We start from the raw sequence: 21839 nt of genomic DNA, 5'->3' as shown, positions 1-21839 counted from the left end.
TCACGCGTGTTAAAAATACCGATGGCAAGCACACCGATTTTCATACTTCCATCAAGGGTGGAAAATATGTACTGGAAGCAGTCAAAGGAGCAGGCTGTTATGGTTGCGCCATACCCGGCACCCAAGCCGAGTATGACAGCAAGGGAAGAATGACCAGCCTGAATGGCACCCGGATTCATTACGATGAAAACGACAATATCAGACAACTGGACATAAACCGTTCACCCTGGACCGGGCTGCAACTGCATTACGATGCCAAAGACCGTCCGATAACATGGTTCAGCAAGATTACAGGCGCCGAACACACCCGCTATAACGACAGAAACCAGCCGGTTGAACAGAAATTTGCCAATGGAGACCGGGCTCTGTTTGAATATGATAAAGACGGGCAACTTGCAAAGGTGACGGAAACCTCAAAAGATAAAGACCTTTCAAGCACCATAAAAATTCTTACAAGCCCTGAAAAAAACTACATCATTCTTCAGCATGACTTGGAAACAATACGATATGACACACGACAGAAAAATACTTTAATCGCCAGTACGGAACGCAATCCAATACAGGCAGCCCAAATCAGCTTTGAGGACAAATATACATTTGAGAACGATGGAAAAACCCGGATTCACCACTTACCCGAAGGCGGACATATAAGCTATTTTTACAATCAGGAAAACAAACCTGAAACTATCATTTGGACCGAACAATCCGGCAAAAAACACCATTTAATCATGGATTCCAGCATTCCCGAAAAAGGCTATGTGCTGGGCAACCAGTTGGCCTTTCATGCCCTTAAGACCGATGCAGGACAAACCCAGCTTAGCTTATGGAATAAAGACAAACGGTTCTGGACCCAGACACTGGATTTCTCTGAAGACAACACCCTGCACAGCGAAACCGTCATTGTGCCAGACGCAAAATACGAAGCAGGCCGCAATTATGCATATGATCCTTCCCAAAGAATGATCAGCACCAAAAGCAGCGCCCAATATAAAGAACAGGATCTGTCTGGCCAACACCATTATGCCTGGAACAAGGATGGCTCCAGTGCCGCTTATTATAATGGCAGCGATACCATTAAACCCGCTATTGAACGTGATGCCAGCGGTTTGCCACTCAAGATAAATGAGTTTGATCTTATTTACGATGCCAGTCGTAGACTTCGTTTCATAAGCAAAGACAAAAAACCGATTGCCACCTATCTTTATAACGCACTCGGTCAACGAATCCTCAAAAAAACGCCAAACAGCCACACCTATTATTACTATGAAAACAATAAGTTATCCGGTGAATGGACCACTTATAAAGACAAGCACTCACGGCGCGGACTGAATGGCAATATTGACCGCCGCTATATTTATGCTGGCAATCTGCCTGTGGCTTTCATTGAGTATGAAAAAGCAATGTTTCCCTATGAATACGCTTTACCACATGACGCATCAGCCCAAAAAGCACTACCTCCCCAACAACCTCATCAGTCAAAATTGTATTTCATTCATACAGACCACATCGGCCAACCTTTCATGGTGACTGACCAAGAGCAGAAAATTCACTGGCTAGCCCATAACAGCCCTACTGGACAAAGCCATATTCTGCATGCCGATATTGAATTCAACCCGCGCCTGCCCGGACAATATTACGATAAAGAAACCGGCTGGCATTACAACATGCAACGTTACTATGACCCCGAAGCAGGACATTATCTGGAGCCGGATCCAATTGGACCAACAACCAATAACGATCCATTTGGCTATGCTGCCCAACAGCCGCGCCGCTTTACTGACCCTTTAGGATTATTACTCTTTGCTTTTGATGGAACCAATAATAATGAATATTCCCACAGTAATGTCAGCAAATTTCAACGTTTATACCGAGGAGAAAAGGGCGGTTACATTGAGGGCTCTGGTGCCCTTCCTTATTTTGATGATATGAGTACTACCATTGACCTCTTATCTGCTACTAAAACACAATTTATTATTCAAGAACAACTCAAAAAACTATTTAAGAAAATTGATCCATACTTCTACGGAAAGAAAGAGCCCATACCTATTGTGAGGGACCCCTCATTCATCCCTTCTTTTACTATTGACCTAGTAGGCTTTTCCCGAGGAGCCACCTTTGCACTTATTTTTGCTAACTTACTTGCCGAGCATACTGATGAAAATGGTTTATTCACTTATATTTATCATGACGCAGTAAATAACAACAAACTAAAAACCATACAGGCTTGCCTAGACCTGCGTTTTATTGGACTTTTCGACAACGTTACCCAATTGGGTAGCAGAGGTAGCTCTAATCATGAAATGGATTATGATGTACCCAAAAAATGGAAATGGGTTGCACATGCCGTGGCAATACACGAGTTCAGAGAACTCTTCCCAGTAACTATACTTACAGGTAGCGGTAACAATTATATTGAACAGGGTTTTATCGGAGCCCACTCAGACATTGGTGGCATTGTCTGGGATAGTGATCCCAACGACCGAAACAACCCCAGACCAGGACAATATAGCGATCTGGGTGATATTTCCCTAGCCTGGATACACTGGCAAGCTACACAAGCAGGAGTTTCATTAGATCCACTTGATTTCTACAAAGATTATGCATACTACCCAGAAAACCTGCAACGTGTAGACAACCCTTTCATGCATGGCACTCCCGATAACGGTGGCACCACCCCCCTTCGGGACAGGCACGTTCAGACAGCCGGTCACAACGAAAGAAACCTATGGCAGAAAGATCACCCCACCCTGGGTACAACGATAAGGGAAGAATTAGAGCCATTCATTCGCCGCATTGATAAACACCCCGACACTCCCGGACGTTTTGGTCCTTCTCATCGCATCGTAGGAGAAATAGATGTCCCTGCCTATAAACAATGGCTTAAACAAAACTTACACTGGGATGCCCCTTTCTAGCAACAACACGAAAGCCAATCAATTCATTCGCCTCTCCCGAAACGGGGAGGCTTATAAAAACATAACAGGGGCCTACCAACTGGCCAAAACCAACTCCTTCAAACGTTACTATTGGGTAACGTTAAAGTCGTGCACGCGATTATTGGTAAAGTGGATATTCAGGCTACGATTGCCAGACATCGCATTGCCAGCGGTACCCAGCCCCAAAGAACTCATGGCGGAACTAAACAAAGCATTATCCTTGGACTCTTCATAAGCCCAATAATTAGGCCCTTTCGCTCCATCATCCCGATAGGACGGTTGGCCAAACAGGCTAATGATCTCCTCAGAAGTTGTGACACCAGGCTTAATCTGGGTACGCAGATAAGTCATGTCATATTTGTTGGCACCAGAAGTGCCGCCACCTTGCAATGTTTTGCAAGCAGTCAGTGGTAAGGCCAGCATCAAAGCCAGGCATGTTGTGCGCAATAAGGTTTTCATTATCTTTATGCTCTATTAGTAAATTGAAAGTAAACTCCATCACCCATTCGGGCTGAAAAAGTATAATGGAAAAAGTTCAGTAAATCCATCTTGCCAGCTAGGGTATTTACGCATGCGTTTTCTCGGGTTCCCGCGATACAGAAAGGCCTGCAGCCTGGGTACAAAACACTTGCCATATCCACACCCGCTTCCAGCGCTAAAGGAAACAAGGTAACAACGATCTGGCCGTTAAAAACGGTCAATATGCTATGATTATGGCAATTTTCAAGATTCATTAAACAGGCTGGCGGGTCTCTTCTCTTCATGACAATCATCATGTTGCCGGCTTTTTTACCACTTTTTTATACAGTCAACTCCTATGCTCCCAGAGCTACAACAACAAATCCAGGCCGCGCTGGCCACCGCTGTTGAAGGCATTCTGCCCGGCAGCAACCCGGTTATCAAACTGGAACGCCCCAAACAACCCGAACATGGCGATATTGCCACCAACGTTGCCATGCAACTGGCCAAGCCCAACAAACGCAATCCGCGTGAACTGGCACAGGAAATCGTCAATGCCCTGTTGGGTAATGAAGACACGAAATCTTTTCTGGCCGCTGCCGAAATTGCCGGGCCGGGTTTTATCAACCTGCGTCTTACCCAGGCTACCCATCAGGCCGTGGCCAACGTCATTGCGGAACAAGGCAGCGCATATGGCAATGCCCCCGGCAATGGGGAAAGCGTTATTGTTGAATTTGTTTCCGCCAACCCCACCGGTCCGCTGCACGTCGGGCATGCCCGCCAGGCTGCGCTGGGTGACTGCATTTGTCGCCTGTATTCCGCCAGTGGCTATAAAGTACACCGCGAGTTCTACTACAATGATGCCGGCAATCAAATCAACAACCTGACCATCAGTGTGCAGGCCCACGCCAAAGGTATTACCCCAGATTCAAAAGAATACCCTGCCGATGGCTACCGTGGCGATTACATTGCCGATATTGCCCGCGACTTCCTTGATAAAAAATCGGTAACAGCCGATGGGCAAACCATTACCGCTTCCGGCGATATCAACAATATGGATGATATCCGTCGCTTTGCCGTGGCCTACCTGCGTCATGAACAGGATCTGGACTTGCAGGCATTCAACCTGCAGTTCGACAACTATTATCTGGAAAGCTCTTTGTACAGCGATGGCAAAGTAGCTGAAACGGTACAAAAGCTGATTGAAAGCGGCTATACCTACGAGCATGAAAACGCGCTGTGGCTGAAAACCACTGAACTGGGTACCGGCGATGACAAGGACCGCGTCATGCGCAAGTCCGATGGCGGCTATACTTATTTTGTACCCGATGTGGCCTACCATGTCACCAAATGGCAGCGTGGATTCAACCATGCCGTCAATATCCAGGGCAGCGATCACCATGGTACGGTAGCCCGCGTGCGAGCCGGCCTGCAGGCCCTGAACATGGGTATCCCCAAAGACTACCCCGCCTATATCCTGCATAAAATGGTCAAAGTCATGCGTGGCGGTCAGGAAGTCAAGATTTCCAAACGGGCAGGCAGTTACGTCACCATGCGCGACCTGATCGAATGGGTGGGCCAGGACGCTGTGAGATTTTTCCTGATCCAGCGCCGTGCCGATACCGAGTTCGTTTTTGACATTGACCTGGCACTGGCCAAGGGCGAAGAAAACCCGGTGTATTACGTACAATACGCACATGCACGAATTTGCAAGATTTTACGTGACTCGGCCGATCTGCTGGCGTATCTTAAAGATGCGGATGTTTCCCTGCTGACAGCGCCCAGTGAAATCACCCTGCTGCGTCGACTGGCCGAGCTGCCCAACGTCATTCAGTTGGCCGCAAAAGAGCTTGCGCCCCACCACATTGCTTTCTGGTTACTGGACTGTGCCGCCGATTTCCATTCATGGTATAACGCCGAACGCATTATGGTAGAAGACCAGGCCCTTAAACTGGCTCGTTTGCGCCTGGCCGACAGCACCCGTCAGGTTATTGCAAACGCCCTTAACCTGCTTGGAGTTAGTGCTCCAGAAAAAATGTAATATGGCCAAAAGACGTACTACCCGATCCTCATCCTCAAGGTCCAGAAGCAGCAGCAACAGCAGCAGCAGTTCGTTCTCGTCAATCCTGACCGGGCTTATTATTGGCCTTACCATTGCCGCGATTGCCGCTTTCATGCTAACCCGCACACCACTACCCTTCAGGGACAATTCGGGCAATACGTCTTCATCGGGCATAAAAATGCCGGGCACCTCATCGTCAACGGTGGGCAGCACATCGCCCGGCAACCAGCCTTTGCCAGACCCTAACGCCTGGCTCAGCAATGATGGCCGCATCACCAGCACGCAAAACGCCCCCTCGGGCACGGGCAATCTGCCACCTCTTCGTCCGTTAACCTCGGCAGATCCCGTGAAAACACCGCCATCGGGCCTGTCACAAGACCAGATTGGTTCATTAATCAATCAGTTGCCGGCAGGCAGCGCACCCGTCAAGGCTAATAACGAAACCAAAACGGCAGCGCCTGCCAGCCCTGCCACTGAACAAAAACTTGCCCTGACCTCCAAAGGCAAAGACATTCCGCTTAATACCGCCCAACCCACCGCTACCGGCAGCCGCTATCTTCAGGTAGGTGCTTTTCGCAATGCCAAAGAGGCCGACTCTATCAGGGCCCGCATGATCCTGATGGGCTACAACGCGGAAATTACCAAAATTACCGTTAACAATGTGGAAATCAACCGGGTGCGGATTGGCCCATTCAAAAATGATGATGAGCTGAACCGCTCGCGCACCGAATTAAGCAAAGCAAAAATCAGTTCAACCATTGTTCGCTAAACTATGCGCCAATTATCTGTTGCGTCGCATTTCCATTCTCACACAAGCTGAACTTTTTGTTTTATAACTGGTCTTATTACGGTTTTTACTGTATTTTGCGCTACATCCGGCTTATTGTTCTTCAGCAAGAACAATAAGTGCAACAAGCCCCTGATCAATACTTTTTAATGCGAATAAACAATGATGATTAAAACAATTTTCAAACACACGTTTTCCGCCCTGGCCATTATGGGTGCCGCCGCTTTTGTTCCAGCCATGGCCCAATCCGGCATTAAATACATCACGCTTGAAACTGCACAGCCTTCCGATACCCCCGATAAAACCGAAGTGCTTGAGTTCTTTTCATACAGCTGCTCGCACTGCGCTGAAATGGAACCCATGTTCCAGGACTGGAAAGAGAAACTGCCAGACAACGTGGCGTTCATACCCGTGCCGGTTGCCTTCAACGCCTCCATGCAACCCATGCAGCACCTGTATTACTCATTGGTGGCACTGGACAAAACAGACCTGCACCCCAAAGTATTTAATGCCATCCACAAAGAAGGCAAAAAACTGTTCAACCGTGATGCGATCATTAGTTGGGCTGTCGAACAGGGTATCGATAAAGACGAGTTTATTGCCGCCTACGATTCGTTTGGTGTAGGCGCCAAAGCCAAGCGTGCAACAGAACTGTCCGACCTGTATCAGGTACAGGCCACCCCTTCAATTGCCGTTAGCGGCAAATATCTGACTTCACCCGGCATGACCGGCACCTACGCATCCAGCCTGCTGGAAGCCCAGGCGCTACTCGACCAGGTACTGGCCGGCAACCAATAAGCATGCATCAGTCAGTGCCATGACCCGACAAAAACCGGGCATTACCCTTGACAGGGCGCAAACAGCACACCCAAGAAACGGTGTGCTGTTTTCATTACATCAAACCGCCCTGGCTTTTTGCAAGGCCTGATCCAGGTCATCAACCAGGTCTATGACGCTTTCCAACCCGATATGCAAGCGGATGATCTGGTTATCTTCCCGACTCCAGTATGCATGGTTTTCCAGTGTCGGACGATCCACCCACTGAATCAGGCTTTCAAAGCCGCCCCACGAATAACCAATACTGAACAATTCCAGCGCATTCACGAAAGTGCGGATCTGGCGATCGGAAAGTGCCAGTTCAATAGACAACATACCGTTGGAGCCCGTGCAATCACGCTTCCACAAGGCATGGCCGGGGTCTTTCTCAAAAGCAGGATGAAAAATGCGTCGTGTTTCTGGCAGGTCATCAAAATAGCGGCATACCTGCAAGGCACTGCGGGCATGTTGATCCATACGGACAGGCAAGGTGCGCACACCCCGAATCGCCAGCCAGGCATCATCGGCACTGACTGAATACCCCATGGCATATTGGTTCAGGTCTATCCGCTCGATAAGTGCCTTGTCTTTGGCCACTACCGCACCCAGCATTAAGTCGGAATGCCCGCCCACATACTTGGTGCCGGCAATCACACTGACATCGGCCCCCAGTTCCAGCGGTTGACAGGCATAACCCGAACCCCAGGTGTTATCCACCACCAGAATAAGCCCATGCTGTCTGGCAAATGCAGCCAGGGCAGGAATGTCCAGCATTTCAAATAGCAAGGAACCGGGCGACTCAACATACAGAACCCTGGTATTGGTCTTGAGCTGCGCCTGCAGGGTATCCGTGGATTGCGCAGACACATAAGTAAATTCAATATTCATGCGGCTTAACACCGTATTGGCCAGATGACGCACCGGCCCATACACGCAATCGGCCACCAGCATATGGTCGCCGGCACTTAACAGGGACAGCAGCGACATGGTAATGGCCCCCAGGCCGGACGATGCCAGGAAACAGCGCTTACCCCCTTCCAGCTGGCAAAAAATGTCTTCCAGGGCGGCATGCGTTTCCATCCCCATACGACCATAAGTCACCAGCCGCTCGCCCTTGCTTTTACGGCGGTAAGTGGCCTCAAGGTCTTCAATGGTATTGAACCGGACCGTGCTGGTTCTGATGGAAGGCAGGCCTACCGGCGCAACCGGGGTGGTTTCATCACAGGGCGCGGTGCCAAGATGCTGTAACTGAGTAAGCAGGGAAAGTTTTTTGTTCATGGAAAGATTCTTTATTTTGGGTGAAATATTACCCCCCATTATAGGGGCTGTCCCGTTAAAATATGCCATTTAGTTTAACCGGCCCTACCCGATTTTATGACACCCGAAACCCTCTTTGTATACTTTGGCCTGTGTGTCCTGTTGGCTATTTCCCCTGGCCCCGACAATATTTTTGTCCTGCTGCAAAGCGCCCTGCACGGTTACCGCACCGGATTCCTGATTGTATTGGGCTTGTGTACCGGCCTGCTGTTTCATACCTTTATTGTGACAGTGGGCATTGCCGGGTTAATTGCCGCCTCAAACACGGCATTTACCATCCTCAAACTGCTGGGTGCCGCATATTTATTGTATTTGGCCTGGGGTGCCCTCAAGGCGGGACCGGTAGGGGCAGTGTCTTCCACTGAAGATCCCCCTGGCGCACCTGCCCTAAGTGGCCGCCAGTTTTACCGACGCGGCATTTTAATGAGTATGAGTAACCCCAAGGTCAGTCTGTTCTTTCTGGCCTTCCTGCCCCAGTTCACCAATCCTGCGATTGGCTCGGTAAAATTTCAACTGATTTTACTGAGCTTAATTTTCATCTTGTCCGCATTCCTGGTGTTCTGCAGTATCGTGATATTTTCAGGTTATTTTGGCCAGCTCCTGAAAAGATCGGCCCGGGCACAGATCGTATTGAACCGTTTTACCGCGCTGGTCTTTGCAGGGCTGGCCCTCAGGCTGGCATTCAGTACTAAATAACGACAAACCGTACAACACCATCGCTACCGGTTTCCCGCTTTAGCTTGCCGTCAAAATACAAGGCGTGCAAATGTGCCAGCGCCTCGCCCATGGCAAAGGTTAGCTGGTGCAAATCCAGCTCACGCCTGAACATATGCGGCACCACATCCTTGGTACTCATGGGCTGCTGGCATAATTCCAGCACTTCGGCCAGACGCTCGGCATGATGCTCGTGCTGCTGGCGAATCCGCTCATGCAGGCCCTTGAACGGGCGACCATGCGAAGGCAACACCAGGGTATCTTCATCAAGCGCCAGATACTTATCCAATGATTTCAAATACAAAGGCAGGGGATTGCCATCGGGCTCATGATCAAACACACTCACATTGGTTGAAATGCGTGGCAAGACCATATCGCCCGAAATCAGAACCTTCAGCACAGGACTGTACAAAGCCATATGCTCGGGTGCATGCCCATAACCTGAAATGAGTTGCCAGTCGTTGTTGCCAATCCGCAGGGTATCGCCATCCATCAGGCGGCAAAAACGGTTGGGAGGGGTACAAACCAGGCCTGGGTAATAGGTGGCCCGGGCACGGATTTTTTCCTGGGAATCGGGGTCTGTCAGGCCATGGCGTGAAAAATGCCGTACCGCCACATCGCCCCCCGTTCCCGCGCCACCCACCGGTTGCGATGACCACATGCGTGAAACGTAATAATCGGTCATGCTCATATACAGAGGCACATCAAACTTCTCGCACAACCAGCCCGCCAGGCCAACGTGGTCGGGATGCATATGGGTGACCACCACCCTCAGCACGGGCAGGCCATCCAGTTCATTCCTGAATACCTCTTCCCACAAATCCTTGACCGGGTCTTTGGCAATGCCGCAATCCACAATCGTCCAGCCCTTTTGCCCGTTGACTTCATCGGCCAGCAACCATAAATTGATATGGTCCAGCGCAAACGGCAAAGGCATGCGTATCCATTTGACTCCCGGTGCCACCTCGATTGCAAACCCCGGCTCTGGCTGTGTGTTACCCAAGGGGTAAATCAGCTTTGCTTCGTTCACATTCATTATTTCTCCTTATTGACTTTTATATTTAATTCATGGATCATACTTTACGTTTACGTAAACTGTAAGTATTAGAATCAATTATGACACAAAGAACATGGTCCATATCGGAATTGGCGCAGGAATTCAATATAACGCCGCGCACTTTACGATTTTATGAAGACCACGGTATTATCAACCCCAGGCGCGAAGGCCAAAAACGCATTTATACGCAAAAAGACAAAACGCGCCTGAAGCTGGCCCTGCGTGGCAAGCGGCTGGGTTTCCAGCTGGCCGACATCAGCAGCCTGATTGACATGTATGATGGCCCCGGCAGCACCGCCCCCCAGCTCAAACAATACATTGCCATGCTTAACCGGCACAAAGAGCAGCTTGAAAGCCAAAAACGCGATCTTGAAGCCATCCTGCAGGAAATCCACAACCAGGAGGAACACTGCATTGGGTTGCTAAAAAAACACGAGCAAAACCAATCTTGACGTTAACGTAAACGGAATATCTTATTTCTGTTATATTTCATAGATATAATGTAAAGAAAAAACTCACAGGAGACAAACATCATGAATTTACCCGGACTGAATTTCGACTTGGGCGAAGACCTGGACATGCTGCGCGATGCCGTGCGTACTTTTGCCCAGGCAGAAATTGCACCCCGTGCCCAGGAAGTTGACCGCAGCGACCAGTTTCCCATGGACCTATGGAAAAAATTCGGCGACCTGGGCCTGCTGGGCCTCACTGTTGGCGAAGAATACGGTGGCACCAATCTGGGTTACCTGGCACACATGATTGCCATGGAAGAACTGTCCCGTGCCAGTGCCGCCATTGCCCTTTCCTATGGGGCCCATTCAAACCTGTGCGTCAACCAGCTTAACCGCAACGGTACCGAGGCGCAAAAACAAAAATACCTGCCCAAACTCATTAGCGGAGAACATATTGGTGCCCTGGCCATGAGCGAGCCGGGCGCCGGTTCCGACGTCGTCAGCATGAAACTGCGCGCCGAGAAAAAAGGCGACAAATACATCCTGAACGGCAGCAAAATGTGGATTACCAACGGCCCTGATGCCGATACCCTGGTTGTCTATGCCAAAACAGATCCGGAAGCCCACCAGCGCGGCATTACCGCTTTCATTATCGAAAAGGGCTTCAAGGGTTTTTCAGTGGCGCAAAAACTGGACAAAATGGGCATGCGGGGCAGCCACACCGGTGAGCTGGTGTTTGACAACTGTGAAGTACCCGAAGAAAACATCCTGGGTGAACTGAACGGCGGGGTCAGGGTCCTCATGAGCGGACTGGACTATGAACGCGCCGTGCTGGCCGGCGGCCCGCTGGGCATCATGCAGGGTGTCATGGACATAGTAGTGCCTTACACGCATGACCGCAAACAGTTTGGCCAGTCTATTGGTGAGTTCCAGCTGATCCAGGGCAAAGTGGCCGATATGTACACTACCCTGCAGGCCAGCCGCGCCTTTTGCTACACCGTTGGTAAAAACCTGGATCGCCTGGGCAGCAGCCATGTCCGCGAAGTGCGCAAAGATTGCGCGGCCGTTATTTTGTACTGCGCTGAAAAAGCCACCTGGATGGCCGGTGAAGGCATTCAAATCCTGGGCGGTAACGGTTACATTAACGAATATCCCACCGGCCGCATGTGGCGGGATGCCAAGCTTTATGAAATTGGTGCCGGCACCAGTGAAATCCGTCGCATGCTCATTGGTCGGGAACTGTTCAATGAAACAAAATAAAGCAATAATAGGGTTTTAAATACTTGTCACATAATGTCATGACTTATAACGCCGATCATCAACTCATCCAACAACTGGACAAAACCCTTCCACCTCCGGGAGAAGTGGCGCAAAAAATCCTGGCAGGGTTTGATCGGCATTACTCCCTGTTCCGCTATGTGGCCCAGCGTGCCAAGTCCCTGTTTGAATCACACGACTGGCACGGCATACAGCGGGTCTCCAAAGAGCGGATCGAATACTATGACACCCGGGTGCGCGAATGCACCTACCAGATCAATAACATGCTCAACAAGACCCAGGGCATGCCACAAGAAAAGCACGGAGACCTGACGCCGGAACAAATCAACTACTGGCAGTCGATCAAACAGGAATATGTCCGCCTGCTGACCAACCACCAGCAGCCCGAATGCGCTGAAACGTTTTTCAACTCGGTCACCTGCCGGATCCTGCACCGTGATTACTTTCACAATGCTTTTCTGTTCGTGCGCCCGGCCATTGCCACCGAATACCTGGACTCAGAACATCAGTCTTACCGCGTGTATTACCCACACATTGACGGCATTGAAAAATCCATCATCAAAATGGTGGCCGATTACGGCCTGGCATCCCCCTTCAAGAACCTGCCTTACGATGCCCGAAAAGTGGCCCGCAGAGCCATTGGCATCTTGCGCCAGAAATTAATCAAAAGCGGCGGCAAGCGCATTGCCCCCGACTGCCAGATCCATGTCCTGAACACCCTGTTCTTTCGCAACAAGGGTGCCTATATTGTGGGACGTTTCATTAATAACAATATTGTCTACCCGTTTGGCATCCCGCTACTGCACACGCCCGCCAACGAAATTGAACTGGATGCTTTCTTAAGCACCACCGATGACATCAGTACCCTGTTCAGCTTTACCCGCGCCTACTTTCTGGTCGACATGGAAGTGCCTTCGGCCTATGTGGCGTTTTTGTCGTCTCTGCTGCCCAGCAAACCCAAAGCCGAACTGTACACCGCCATCGGTCTGCAAAAACAGGGCAAAACCCTTTTTTACCGTGACTTCCTGTATCACCTGAACAACTCGCACGACCAGTTTGACATCGCGCCCGGGATTAAGGGCATGGTCATGACGGTGTTCACGCTGCCTTCTTACCCGTATGTCTTCAAGCTCATCCGCGACCGCATCAATAAAGACGGCATGACCCATGAAATCGTGAGAAAAAAATATCACATGGTCAAGATGCATGACCGGGTTGGCCGCATGGCCGATACCTGGGAATACTCGCTGGTAGCCCTGCCGCGCAAGCGCTGCTCACCCGCACTGCTCGAAGAATTGCGCAGCCAGGTACCCAGTCTGATAGAAGAGACCGAAGACAGTATCGTGATTCGCCACGTCTACATCGAACGACGCATGACGCCACTGAACATCTTCCTGAGTCAGGCCAATGATGAAGCCCTGGACAATGCCATCAAAGGCTATGGTGACGCCATTGCCGAGCTGGCGGCGGCCAATATTTTTGCTGGCGATATGCTGTTCAAGAACTTTGGTGTAACCCGCCTGGGCCGGATCGTCTTCTATGACTATGATGAAATCCAGCCCATGCGCGAAATGAACTTCCGTGCCATTCCGCCGGCCCCCAACGAAGAGGCCGAGATGTCAGGTGAGCCCTGGTATCCAATACATCCCAACGATGTCTTTCCCGAAGAATTCGAACGCTTCCTGCTGGGCAATCCACGCGTACGTGCCGCCTTCATGAAGCACCACCCGCATTTGCTCGATTATAAATGGTGGCAAACACGCAAAGATCGTGTCGCCGCCGGCAAGATCGAGGATATTTTCCCTTATCCGTTCTCGCGTCGCCTGCATGTCAGTCGGCCTGAACTTACCAACCAAAAGGAATTGTAATGTCTGATCCTATCGTAATCGTTTCCGTTGCCCGTACCCCCATGGGCGGCATGATGGGTAGCCTGTCACCCTTGGCCGCCAACCAGCTGGGTGCTGTTGCCATTAAAAGCGCGGTTGAGCGCGCCGGCATCAAGCCCGAGGCTGTTCAGGAAGTCATTATGGGTAACGTGCTGCAGGCGGGCCAGGGCCAGGCGCCCGCACGCCAGGCCGCTTTGGGTGCCGGTCTGCCCAAAAGCGTTTCCTGCACCACCATTCACAAAGTATGCGGATCAGGCATGAAAGCCGCCATGTTTGCCCACGACATGCTGGCAGCCGGCTCTATTGACGTTGCCGTTGCCGGTGGCCAGGAAAGCATGAGTAATGCACCTTACCTGTTGCTCAAGGGGCGCCAGGGTTACCGCTACGGTCACTCTACCGTTTACGACCACATGGCCATGGACGGCCTGGAAGACGCTTACCAGCGCGGTACCGCCATGGGCGTGTTTGCCGAGCTATGTGCCGACAAATACAGCTTCAGCCGTGAAGAACAGGATGCATTTTCGATTGAATCCCTGCGTCGCGCCAAGCAGGCCGTTGAAGATGGCAGCTTCGAATGGGAAATTGCCCCGGTCACCATTGAAGACCGTCGTGGTAACACGGTTGTCAGCATTGACGAGGCGCCCGGTAAAGCCAAGCCGGAAAAAATCCCGACACTGCGCCCCGCCTTCAAGAAAGACGGTAGCGTCACCGCCGCCAACTCATCTTCCATCTCTGACGGTGCAGCAGCCATGGTGCTGATGCGCACCTCTACCGCTGAGGAGCTGGGTGTAAAACCCCTGGCAAAAATCGTTGGTCAGGCCCAGCACTCCCAAGAACCGGAATGGTTTACCACCGCCCCCGTTGGTGCCATTGAGAAATTGCTGAAAAAAGTCGGCTGGACCAAAGACGACGTGGATCTGTATGAAATTAACGAAGCCTTTGCGGTTGTTACCATGGCTGCCATGAAAGAGCTCAATCTGGATCACGCCAAAGTCAACATTCACGGTGGCGCAACCGCCCTGGGTCACCCCATTGGCGCATCAGGTGCCCGTATTATTACCACCCTGATCGGTGCACTGCGTAAAACAGGCGGCAAGCGTGGTATTGCCACACTGTGTATTGGTGGTGGCGAAGCCGTTGCCGTCGCCATTGAACTGCTTTAAGCATTAACAAAAAACAAAAGCCTTAATAAAAAAGCAATTTGCATTTTGCAAAACCTCCATACCTTCCCTGCCAAAACAGGGAAGGTAACAAAGGCAGGGACAGGAGACATACCTACATGCCAGTTATCACATCAAAAATCAATACCCGTGCACAATCCTTCATTGACAATGCACAATTCATGCAGCAACAGGTTGATGACCTGAAACAACTGCTGGAAAACACGGCACTGGGCGGCAGTGAAGCGGCGCGTGCCAAACATGTTGCGCGTGGCAAACTGCTGCCTCGCGAACGGGTGGAGCGCCTGCTCGACCCCGGGACCCCTTTTCTGGAACTGTCACCACTGGCCGGACACAACCTGTACAACAACGAAGCCCCCGGTGGCGGCATTATTACAGGCGTTGGACGTGTCAATGGCATTGAATGCATGATTGTTTGCAACGATGCTACCGTGAAAGGCGGCACCTACTACCCCATCACGGTCAAGAAGCACCTGCGGGCACAGGAAATTGCCCTGCAAAACCACCTGCCCTGCATTTATCTGGTTGACTCTGGCGGCGCCAACCTGCCCCGCCAGGACGAGGTCTTCCCCGACCGCGACCACTTTGGGCGAATCTTCTACAACCAGGCTGTCATGTCATCACTGGGCATTGCGCAAATTGCCGTGGTCATGGGCTCATGTACCGCGGGCGGTGCCTATGTCCCCGCCATGAGCGATGAGTCCATCATCGTCAAGAACCAGGGCACCATTTTCCTGGCCGGCCCGCCACTGGTCAAGGCCGCCACCGGTGAAGTGGTCACGGCCGAAGACCTGGGCGGTGGCGATGTACACACCCGCCTTTCGGGCGTGGCCGACCACCTGGCCAACAATGACATGCATGCCCTGCAACTGGCACGCCAGGCCGTGGCACGCCTGAACCGCAAGAAACCGCAGCAGCTGCATATCATTCCCAGCCGTCCGCCCGTTTACGACCCGCAAGAGCTCAACGGCATTATTCCGGCCGATACCCGCAAGCCTTACGACGTGCGTGAAGTCATTGCCCGTATTACCGATGGCTCTGAATTTGACGAATTCAAGGCCCGCTTCGGCACCACACTGGTTACCGGCTTTGCCCATATCCATGGCATGCCGGTGGGCATCATTGCCAACAATGGCATCCTGTTTTCCGAAGCCGCCCAAAAAGGCACCCACTTTATTGAACTGTGCTGCCAGCGCAAAATCCCGCTGGTTTTCCTGCAGAACATTACCGGCTTCATGGTAGGCCGCAAATACGAAAACGAAGGCATTGCCCGCCATGGCGCCAAAATGGTAACCGCTGTGTCAACCGCGGCTGTCCCCAAGGTCACCGTGATTATTGGCGGTTCCTTTGGTGCTGGCAACTACGGCATGTGCGGTCGCGCCTTTGGCCCCCGTATGCTGTACATGTGGCCCAATGCGCGCATTTCGGTCATGGGTGGCGAACAGGCCGCCAGCGTGCTGTCTACCGTTAAACGTGATGGCATCGAAGCCAAAGGCGGCACCTGGTCTGCCGAAGAGGAAGAAGCCTTCAAGGCCCCCATTCGCGACCAGTATGAAAAAGAAGGCCACCCTTACTATGCCACCGCCCGCCTGTGGGACGATGGCATCATCAAGCCCGAAGACACCCGTCGTGTCCTGGCACTTAGCCTTTCCGCCGCCCTGAACGCCCCGATTGAAGACACGCGATTTGGCGTGTTCCGCATTTAACAGGAGCCCGTCACATGTTTAAAAAAATACTTATTGCCAACCGTGGTGAAATTGCCTGCCGCGTTGCCGCCACCGCCCGTCGCATGGGCATCCAGACCGTTGCCGTTTATTCCGATGCCGATGCCCAGGCCGCCCACGTGGCCGCCTGCGATGAATCGGTTTACATTGGCGGATCCGAACCCCGTGACAGCTACCTGCGGGCCGATGTCATTTTGCAGGCCGCCCGGCAAACCGGGGCCCAGGCCATCCACCCCGGCTACGGTTTTTTATCTGAAAACGAAAACTTTGCCCAGGCCTGCGCCAAGGCCGGCATTGTCTTCATTGGCCCTCCCGCCAGCGCCATTGCCGCCATGGGCAGCAAATCCGCCGCCAAAGCCTTAATGGAAACCGCCGGTGTACCACTGGTACCCGGTTACCATGGCGACAACCAGGACATGGAGTTCCTGCACCTGCAGGCCGACCAGATTGGCTACCCGGTACTCATCAAAGCCAGTGCCGGCGGAGGTGGCAAGGGCATGCGGATCGTTAAGTCTTCGCAGGAATTTCCCGAAGCCCTAAGCTCTTGCAAGCGCGAAGCCATTAGCAGTTTTGGTGATGATAAAGTCCTGGTGGAACGCTACCTGACCAAACCGCGCCATATTGAAATCCAGGTTTTTGCCGACAGCCATGGCAATACCCTTCACCTGTTTGAGCGCGATTGCTCGGTGCAGCGCCGCCACCAGAAAGTCATTGAGGAAGCCCCGGCCCCCGGCATGACCGAAGAACGTCGCCGTGAAATGGGCGAAGCCGCCGTGGCCGCCGCCAAAGCCGTGGGCTACGTAGGTGCCGGCACGGTGGAATTCATTGCCGAACCCGATGGCCGTTTCTACTTCATGGAAATGAATACCCGCCTGCAGGTGGAGCACCCCGTGACTGAAATGATTACCGGCACCGACCTGGTGGAATGGCAACTGCGCGTGGCTGCCGGTGAACCCCTGCCGGCCGAACAGGATGACTTGTTTATTGAAGGCCATGCCATCGAGGCCCGTATTTATGCAGAAAACCCCGAAAAAGGCTTCCTGCCCTCGATTGGTACCCTAAGCAACCTGACACTGCCCGAGCATGTCAAATTTGAACTGGGCGAGGTTCGGGTGGATGGCGGCGTACGCCAGGGCGATACCATTTCCCCTTTTTACGACCCCATGATTGCCAAGCTGATTGTATGGGCCGACAGCCGCGAACAGGCCATTGCCCGCATGCAACAGGCACTGGCGCAAACCCGGGTGGTGGGGGTGAATACCAACGTGGCCTTTTTGGGCCGCCTGATGCAAAACAGTGCCTTTGCATCCGCCGACCTGGATACCGGTTTAATTGAAAAGCACAGCGAACAGCTGCTGCCCGCCCCCAAGCAGGCCAGTATATTTACCCTGGCCAGCCTGACCGCTGCCATCATGGCCCGACAAGGACAAACCGGCAGCACCACCAACCGCTATGCCAACAAAGCCGATCCCTGGTCAGCCACCGATGGCTGGCGTTTAAGTGGCCACTACACCCAGCATATCCGGGTCATTGACAACGATGAAGCCCGCCTTGTTACCCTGGAAAAAACCGCCAGTGGATGGCAATTACTGGATAACGACATTGGCTATGATTTTGAATGGCAGGTGCAAATCACCCCCGACCAAACCTGCCACTGTCGTTTAAGCCTGAACGGCTCCAACCACCAGGCGACCGTTGTCATGCAAGGTGAACAGGCCCATGTTTTTGAAAATGGTACCGTGACCATTATTGGCAAACCCGATGAACTTCAACACGCCGCCGACGACAGCGACGCCCACGGCGGCGGCCTGACCGCCCCCATGCCCGGCAAGATTATTTCCTTGCTGGTGCAGGCCGGCGATACCGTCACCAAAGGCCAGGCCCTGCTGGTTATGGAAGCCATGAAAATGGAACACACCATCACCGCCCCCGAGGACGGCAAGGTGGAGGAAGTGTTTTATGCCGTGGGTGATCAGGTGACGGAGGGGGTGGAATTGATTACAGTGGGGTAGACCACCCCGTCAGCGAAGTCACAATAAATTCCCCTCCTGTGGAGGGGTGACGCATAGCGCCGGGGTGGTCCTAGCCCAACCAACCCACCCAGCGAAGCCTCAAACAATTCCCCTCTGTGGAGGGGTGGCGCGCAGCGACGGGGTGGTTCTCAAATCAATCCCTAACTTAAACAATAATCCACCCATTTTCAACCCAGTTTTTTCTTAATTACCCAATAGCCACGGGTTCCACCCACACGCTCAAGCCAACCAGCCGCCTTTAAATTATTCAAATGCTTCTTGATGGCTGACTCATTAATACCTATCTGCTCTGCCATCGCACGATAAGAAACCCTGGAATTGTTTTGGATGCAAACCAAAATTTCCCGTTGACGACTAGTTAAATCATTAACGGCAATTGAATCCTCTATTGAATCTCCTGCTTTTTCATCTAAAACCTTATCATTGATTGAGCCACCTATTGAGCCACCTATTGAGCCACCTATTGAGCCACCTATTGAGCCACCTAACCCCTCATACGACACACGATAAAACACCCAATCCACAAAATCTCCCTGTACACTCAATTTTGGTTCTGCATTACCTGCCTGCAAACACAAATCTTTAATACGCAGGATACCGCTTCCCCATTGCTCGATATAGCCAAGCTCTTTAAAAACCCTGGCAATAACACGATTACGGATTTCAGAACGCCCTTTGAGCAAATCCTCTTCGGTTAAGCCATGTGGCAAACCGCCCGGGGAAACAATATTCAGAATATCATCATATATACCTACCTTAATATCACGCCCGGCATTGCTATAGTCACGATGCAACACCGCATTTACCAAGGCTTCACGAATGGCGGCAATGGGAATTTCATAATTTTCCGTACGCTGCAAACCCGTTATTTCAGCATGTAAATGCAGGTGGTTTTTAATGAACTGTTCAATCTGCTCCAACTGATTAAACACATCACCACGATACTCTTTCTTGTCCAGAAACACCGTCATGGTTGTGCCTTTAAAACGGCTGCACTTGATTTCCACCTGCTCATAAATGCCCAGTAGAATCAATAAACCATGACTGGGATAATCTTGCCCGTTTTGGCGAATCACCAGTTTAAGATTCCTCATTTTTTCCAAAGAAAGCGCTTTGCCTTCCCTGGAAAAAGCCTGTTGCAATGGCTCTAAACTGATATCTGCCAAGCCATATTGCAGGTTGGGCTGTTCATCAAAGGTCTGGTTTAAACGTTGTAATTCCAGCTGCCGCACATACTCGGGCGAAGCCACCCGATTACTTGCCCCTAAACGAATATAAACACCCTGCTCCCGACCTTGTGATTTCAGATAATAAGGCAATAATGGCCCACGGCTGACCTCTATCACCAAAAGCTCTACGCCGGCAATATTTTCAATATAAATAGAAGGCAAAATGCTGGGCATGCACAGCGTATGAACCATTGAAGTGATTTGATCTTGCAGTTCAAAAATATCACCTTGAACGCCGCTTAACTGGTGCCGGTCATCTACACCAATCACCAGCTTACCCCCGCTGGTATTAGCAAAAGCAATTAATGTTTTTGCCACTTGCTGGCCTTTGGGCAATTGCTTTTTAAACTCAAGGGTCGTGCTTTCCCCCTTTTGTATTTCCAATAACAACGGATGATTTGCGTTCATACCCCTAAACCCTTTATCATTTTTTCACTTGCGCTTGCCATTGCATATGTTTTTGATCATAAAGATTATTGTAGCTGAAGGCATATGCGGCTTGACTGGGTACTGAGAGGAAAAAGGCATACTCATCATATAACAAACAATTTATCAGTGGGTCATTACATCAGCTCAAAGCGTTAGAACAAGGTAAAACGTTAAAAACCAGCATAAATTTTTTGTGCCCATGACACATCATTTTTCTGTACAAAATTAAAAAACCCTCGCTCTATATCTACAGCACGATATTTTCCATCAAAATATTTTTCAGAAATATTTTTACATTCGGCTCTCCACGCATTATAAACGCCTTCATTATGAGCTGTAACAATAATTTGTGTACCTCTATTAGGTATTCGTATATTACTTAAGGCCCTATGTTCACAGCCATTTTTTATTTTTAGTATTTGTTTATCTAAAACACAATAATTAACCGGATTCAGAAAAGTTAATATTTTTGAAATAAAAGAAATACCAGAATACTGGGGCATATGAATATTTTTTATCTCCCTTAAAGTTAAATTGTCATTATTTTCGATCAGGTTTTGAAATAAATTTATATGAGAACTACTAATGCCTTCAAAAAAACGCTGTACACGAGTATTTCTAATTCCCATCTGACCGTACCCCCAATACAAAACATTTGCCAAGCCATTTTTAACGTCTTGTTCTCTTTCAGAAGTTAGTGAACCCTGAATATAAGTTTCAAGCTCAGGCATATCAGCAGCACGAATTTCTTGCTTACTATCAAAATCAAAATAAACAGCCGGGAAATTATATTTTTTTATAGAGATATCCAAACTTTTAACTTACTCATTATTTAATGCCATAATTACTCTCCTGATTATTAATAATATGCCAACTTAAAAAATAAGATTCATATAATATATCGATTTCTTAAATTAATAAAGAGAGAGTATAAAAACAACATACAACCCTATACAACCCTATACAACCCTATACAACCCTATACAACCCTATACAACCCTATATAACCCTATATAACACCATACAAAAATTGCCATAAAAAACAATTTACAATTAAATTACAAATACTGTAATATTTATTTTTAGAAAACATCTAAAGAAAAAATATGATTACTATCACTAATTACGGTCGTATTAATAATAAATTTAAAAATTATGGATCTATAAAAAACTAATTTCGTAAACTTACCCTAAAAAGGCACAAGCCAAAACCAGAGATTTCTGCCATTATCATCTTTGATGGAGGAAATCATGAAGCGATCTAAATTTACAGAAACTCAGATTGTGGCTATTTTGAAATTGGCTGAGCAAGGCATGAAAGTGACCGATATTTGTCGCGAGCATGGCATCAGCAACGCGACTTATTACCAGTGGAAAAGCAAGTACGGTGGTTTGGAGGCGTCGGATTTGAAACGATTGCGGGACATCGAGGTGGAAAATGCCCGTCTAAAGAAAATGTACGCAGAATTGGCTTTGGAG

Annotated in this window: 17 protein-coding genes; 12 read left to right on the top strand and 5 right to left on the bottom strand. The window is 50.2% G+C overall.

The window, feature by feature from the left end; translation table 11 throughout:
* On the top strand, positions 1 to 2915 hold a 2915-nt coding region (locus HCX92_RS15005), incomplete at its 5' end, for an RHS repeat-associated core domain-containing protein (protein ID WP_169293041.1).
* A 108-nt stretch (positions 2916 to 3023) separates the two neighbouring features.
* Here HCX92_RS15005 and HCX92_RS00890 read toward each other — a convergent pair.
* Positions 3024 to 3395, bottom strand: coding sequence for a hypothetical protein (locus tag HCX92_RS00890; RefSeq protein ID WP_169293040.1), 372 nt, complete (start codon positions 3393 to 3395; stop codon positions 3024 to 3026).
* 358 nt (positions 3396 to 3753) lie between these two features.
* On the opposite strand from HCX92_RS00890, the gene argS reads away from it, so the two are divergent.
* The 3 genes from argS to HCX92_RS00875 all read left to right on the top strand — a co-directional run bounded on the left by argS (position 3754) and on the right by HCX92_RS00875 (position 7042).
* Positions 3754 to 5436 carry an arginine--tRNA ligase gene (gene argS / locus HCX92_RS00885; protein ID WP_169293039.1) on the top strand — a complete coding sequence of 561 codons (1683 nt, stop codon included), beginning with the start codon at positions 3754 to 3756 and terminating at the stop codon, positions 5434 to 5436.
* 1 nt (position 5437) lies between these two features.
* Positions 5438 to 6226 (top strand): SPOR domain-containing protein, encoded by a 789-nt coding sequence (locus tag HCX92_RS00880; RefSeq protein ID WP_169293038.1) that lies wholly within the window; start codon positions 5438 to 5440, stop codon positions 6224 to 6226.
* Between the two features lie 180 nt (positions 6227 to 6406).
* Positions 6407 to 7042: a thiol:disulfide interchange protein DsbA/DsbL gene (locus HCX92_RS00875; protein ID WP_248289963.1), complete on the top strand. Its 636-nt coding sequence runs from the start codon at positions 6407 to 6409 to the stop codon at positions 7040 to 7042.
* A 99-nt stretch (positions 7043 to 7141) separates the two neighbouring features.
* Here HCX92_RS00875 and metC read toward each other — a convergent pair whose 3' ends face one another.
* On the bottom strand, positions 7142 to 8338 hold the full coding sequence (gene metC, locus HCX92_RS00870; protein WP_169293037.1) for a cystathionine beta-lyase: 1197 nt from the start codon (positions 8336 to 8338) through the stop codon (positions 7142 to 7144).
* Between the two features lie 96 nt (positions 8339 to 8434).
* Here metC and HCX92_RS00865 point away from each other — a divergent pair, with 96 nt between their 5' ends.
* Positions 8435 to 9073, top strand: coding sequence for a LysE family translocator (locus HCX92_RS00865; RefSeq protein ID WP_169293036.1), 639 nt, complete (start codon positions 8435 to 8437; stop codon positions 9071 to 9073).
* Here the strand turns inward: HCX92_RS00865 and HCX92_RS00860 are convergent.
* Positions 9066 to 10127: an MBL fold metallo-hydrolase gene (locus HCX92_RS00860; RefSeq protein WP_169293035.1), complete on the bottom strand. Its 1062-nt coding sequence runs from the start codon at positions 10125 to 10127 to the stop codon at positions 9066 to 9068. The genes HCX92_RS00865 and HCX92_RS00860 overlap by 8 nt on opposite strands.
* Positions 10128 to 10207: 80 nt before the next feature.
* Between HCX92_RS00860 and HCX92_RS00855 the strand changes: the two genes are divergently transcribed.
* From HCX92_RS00855 to HCX92_RS00830, 6 genes are all read left to right on the top strand, one after another.
* Complete coding sequence (locus HCX92_RS00855; protein WP_169293034.1) at positions 10208 to 10600, top strand: MerR family DNA-binding transcriptional regulator; 393 nt, start codon at positions 10208 to 10210, stop codon at positions 10598 to 10600.
* Positions 10601 to 10681: 81 nt separating this feature from the next.
* Positions 10682 to 11860: an isovaleryl-CoA dehydrogenase gene (locus tag HCX92_RS00850; protein ID WP_169293033.1), complete on the top strand. Its 1179-nt coding sequence runs from the start codon at positions 10682 to 10684 to the stop codon at positions 11858 to 11860.
* A gap of 38 nt (positions 11861 to 11898) precedes the next feature.
* A complete protein-coding gene (aceK, locus tag HCX92_RS00845; RefSeq protein WP_169293032.1) occupies positions 11899 to 13746 on the top strand; it encodes a bifunctional isocitrate dehydrogenase kinase/phosphatase in 1848 nt (615 codons plus the stop codon).
* Positions 13746 to 14927, top strand: coding sequence for an acetyl-CoA C-acyltransferase (locus tag HCX92_RS00840; RefSeq protein ID WP_169293031.1), 1182 nt, complete (start codon positions 13746 to 13748; stop codon positions 14925 to 14927). The genes aceK and HCX92_RS00840 overlap by 1 nt, the downstream gene beginning before the upstream one ends.
* A 116-nt stretch (positions 14928 to 15043) precedes the next feature.
* On the top strand, positions 15044 to 16651 hold the full coding sequence (locus tag HCX92_RS00835) for a carboxyl transferase domain-containing protein (RefSeq protein WP_169293030.1): 1608 nt from the start codon (positions 15044 to 15046) through the stop codon (positions 16649 to 16651).
* A 14-nt stretch (positions 16652 to 16665) separates the two neighbouring features.
* A complete protein-coding gene (locus tag HCX92_RS00830) occupies positions 16666 to 18681 on the top strand; it encodes an acetyl/propionyl/methylcrotonyl-CoA carboxylase subunit alpha (RefSeq protein WP_169293029.1) in 2016 nt (671 codons plus the stop codon).
* A 188-nt stretch (positions 18682 to 18869) separates the two neighbouring features.
* Here the strand turns inward: HCX92_RS00830 and HCX92_RS00825 are convergent, their stop codons facing one another.
* Positions 18870 to 20339 carry an RNA-binding domain-containing protein gene (locus HCX92_RS00825; protein WP_169293028.1) on the bottom strand — a complete coding sequence of 490 codons (1470 nt, stop codon included), beginning with the start codon at positions 20337 to 20339 and terminating at the stop codon, positions 18870 to 18872.
* Positions 20340 to 20530: 191 nt separating this feature from the next.
* Positions 20531 to 21172 (bottom strand): hypothetical protein, encoded by a 642-nt coding sequence (locus HCX92_RS00820; protein WP_169293027.1) that lies wholly within the window; start codon positions 21170 to 21172, stop codon positions 20531 to 20533.
* 439 nt (positions 21173 to 21611) lie between these two features.
* On the opposite strand from HCX92_RS00820, the gene HCX92_RS00815 reads away from it, so the two are divergent.
* A partial coding sequence (locus tag HCX92_RS00815; protein ID WP_169293026.1) for a transposase occupies positions 21612 to 21839 on the top strand: 228 nt, incomplete at its 3' end.

It is taken from the genome of Advenella sp. EE-W14 (assembly GCF_012923605.1).
Taxonomy (GTDB): Bacteria; Pseudomonadota; Gammaproteobacteria; order Burkholderiales; family Burkholderiaceae_B; genus Advenella; species Advenella alkanexedens.
This window is presented reverse-complemented; position numbering and strand designations above follow the sequence as displayed.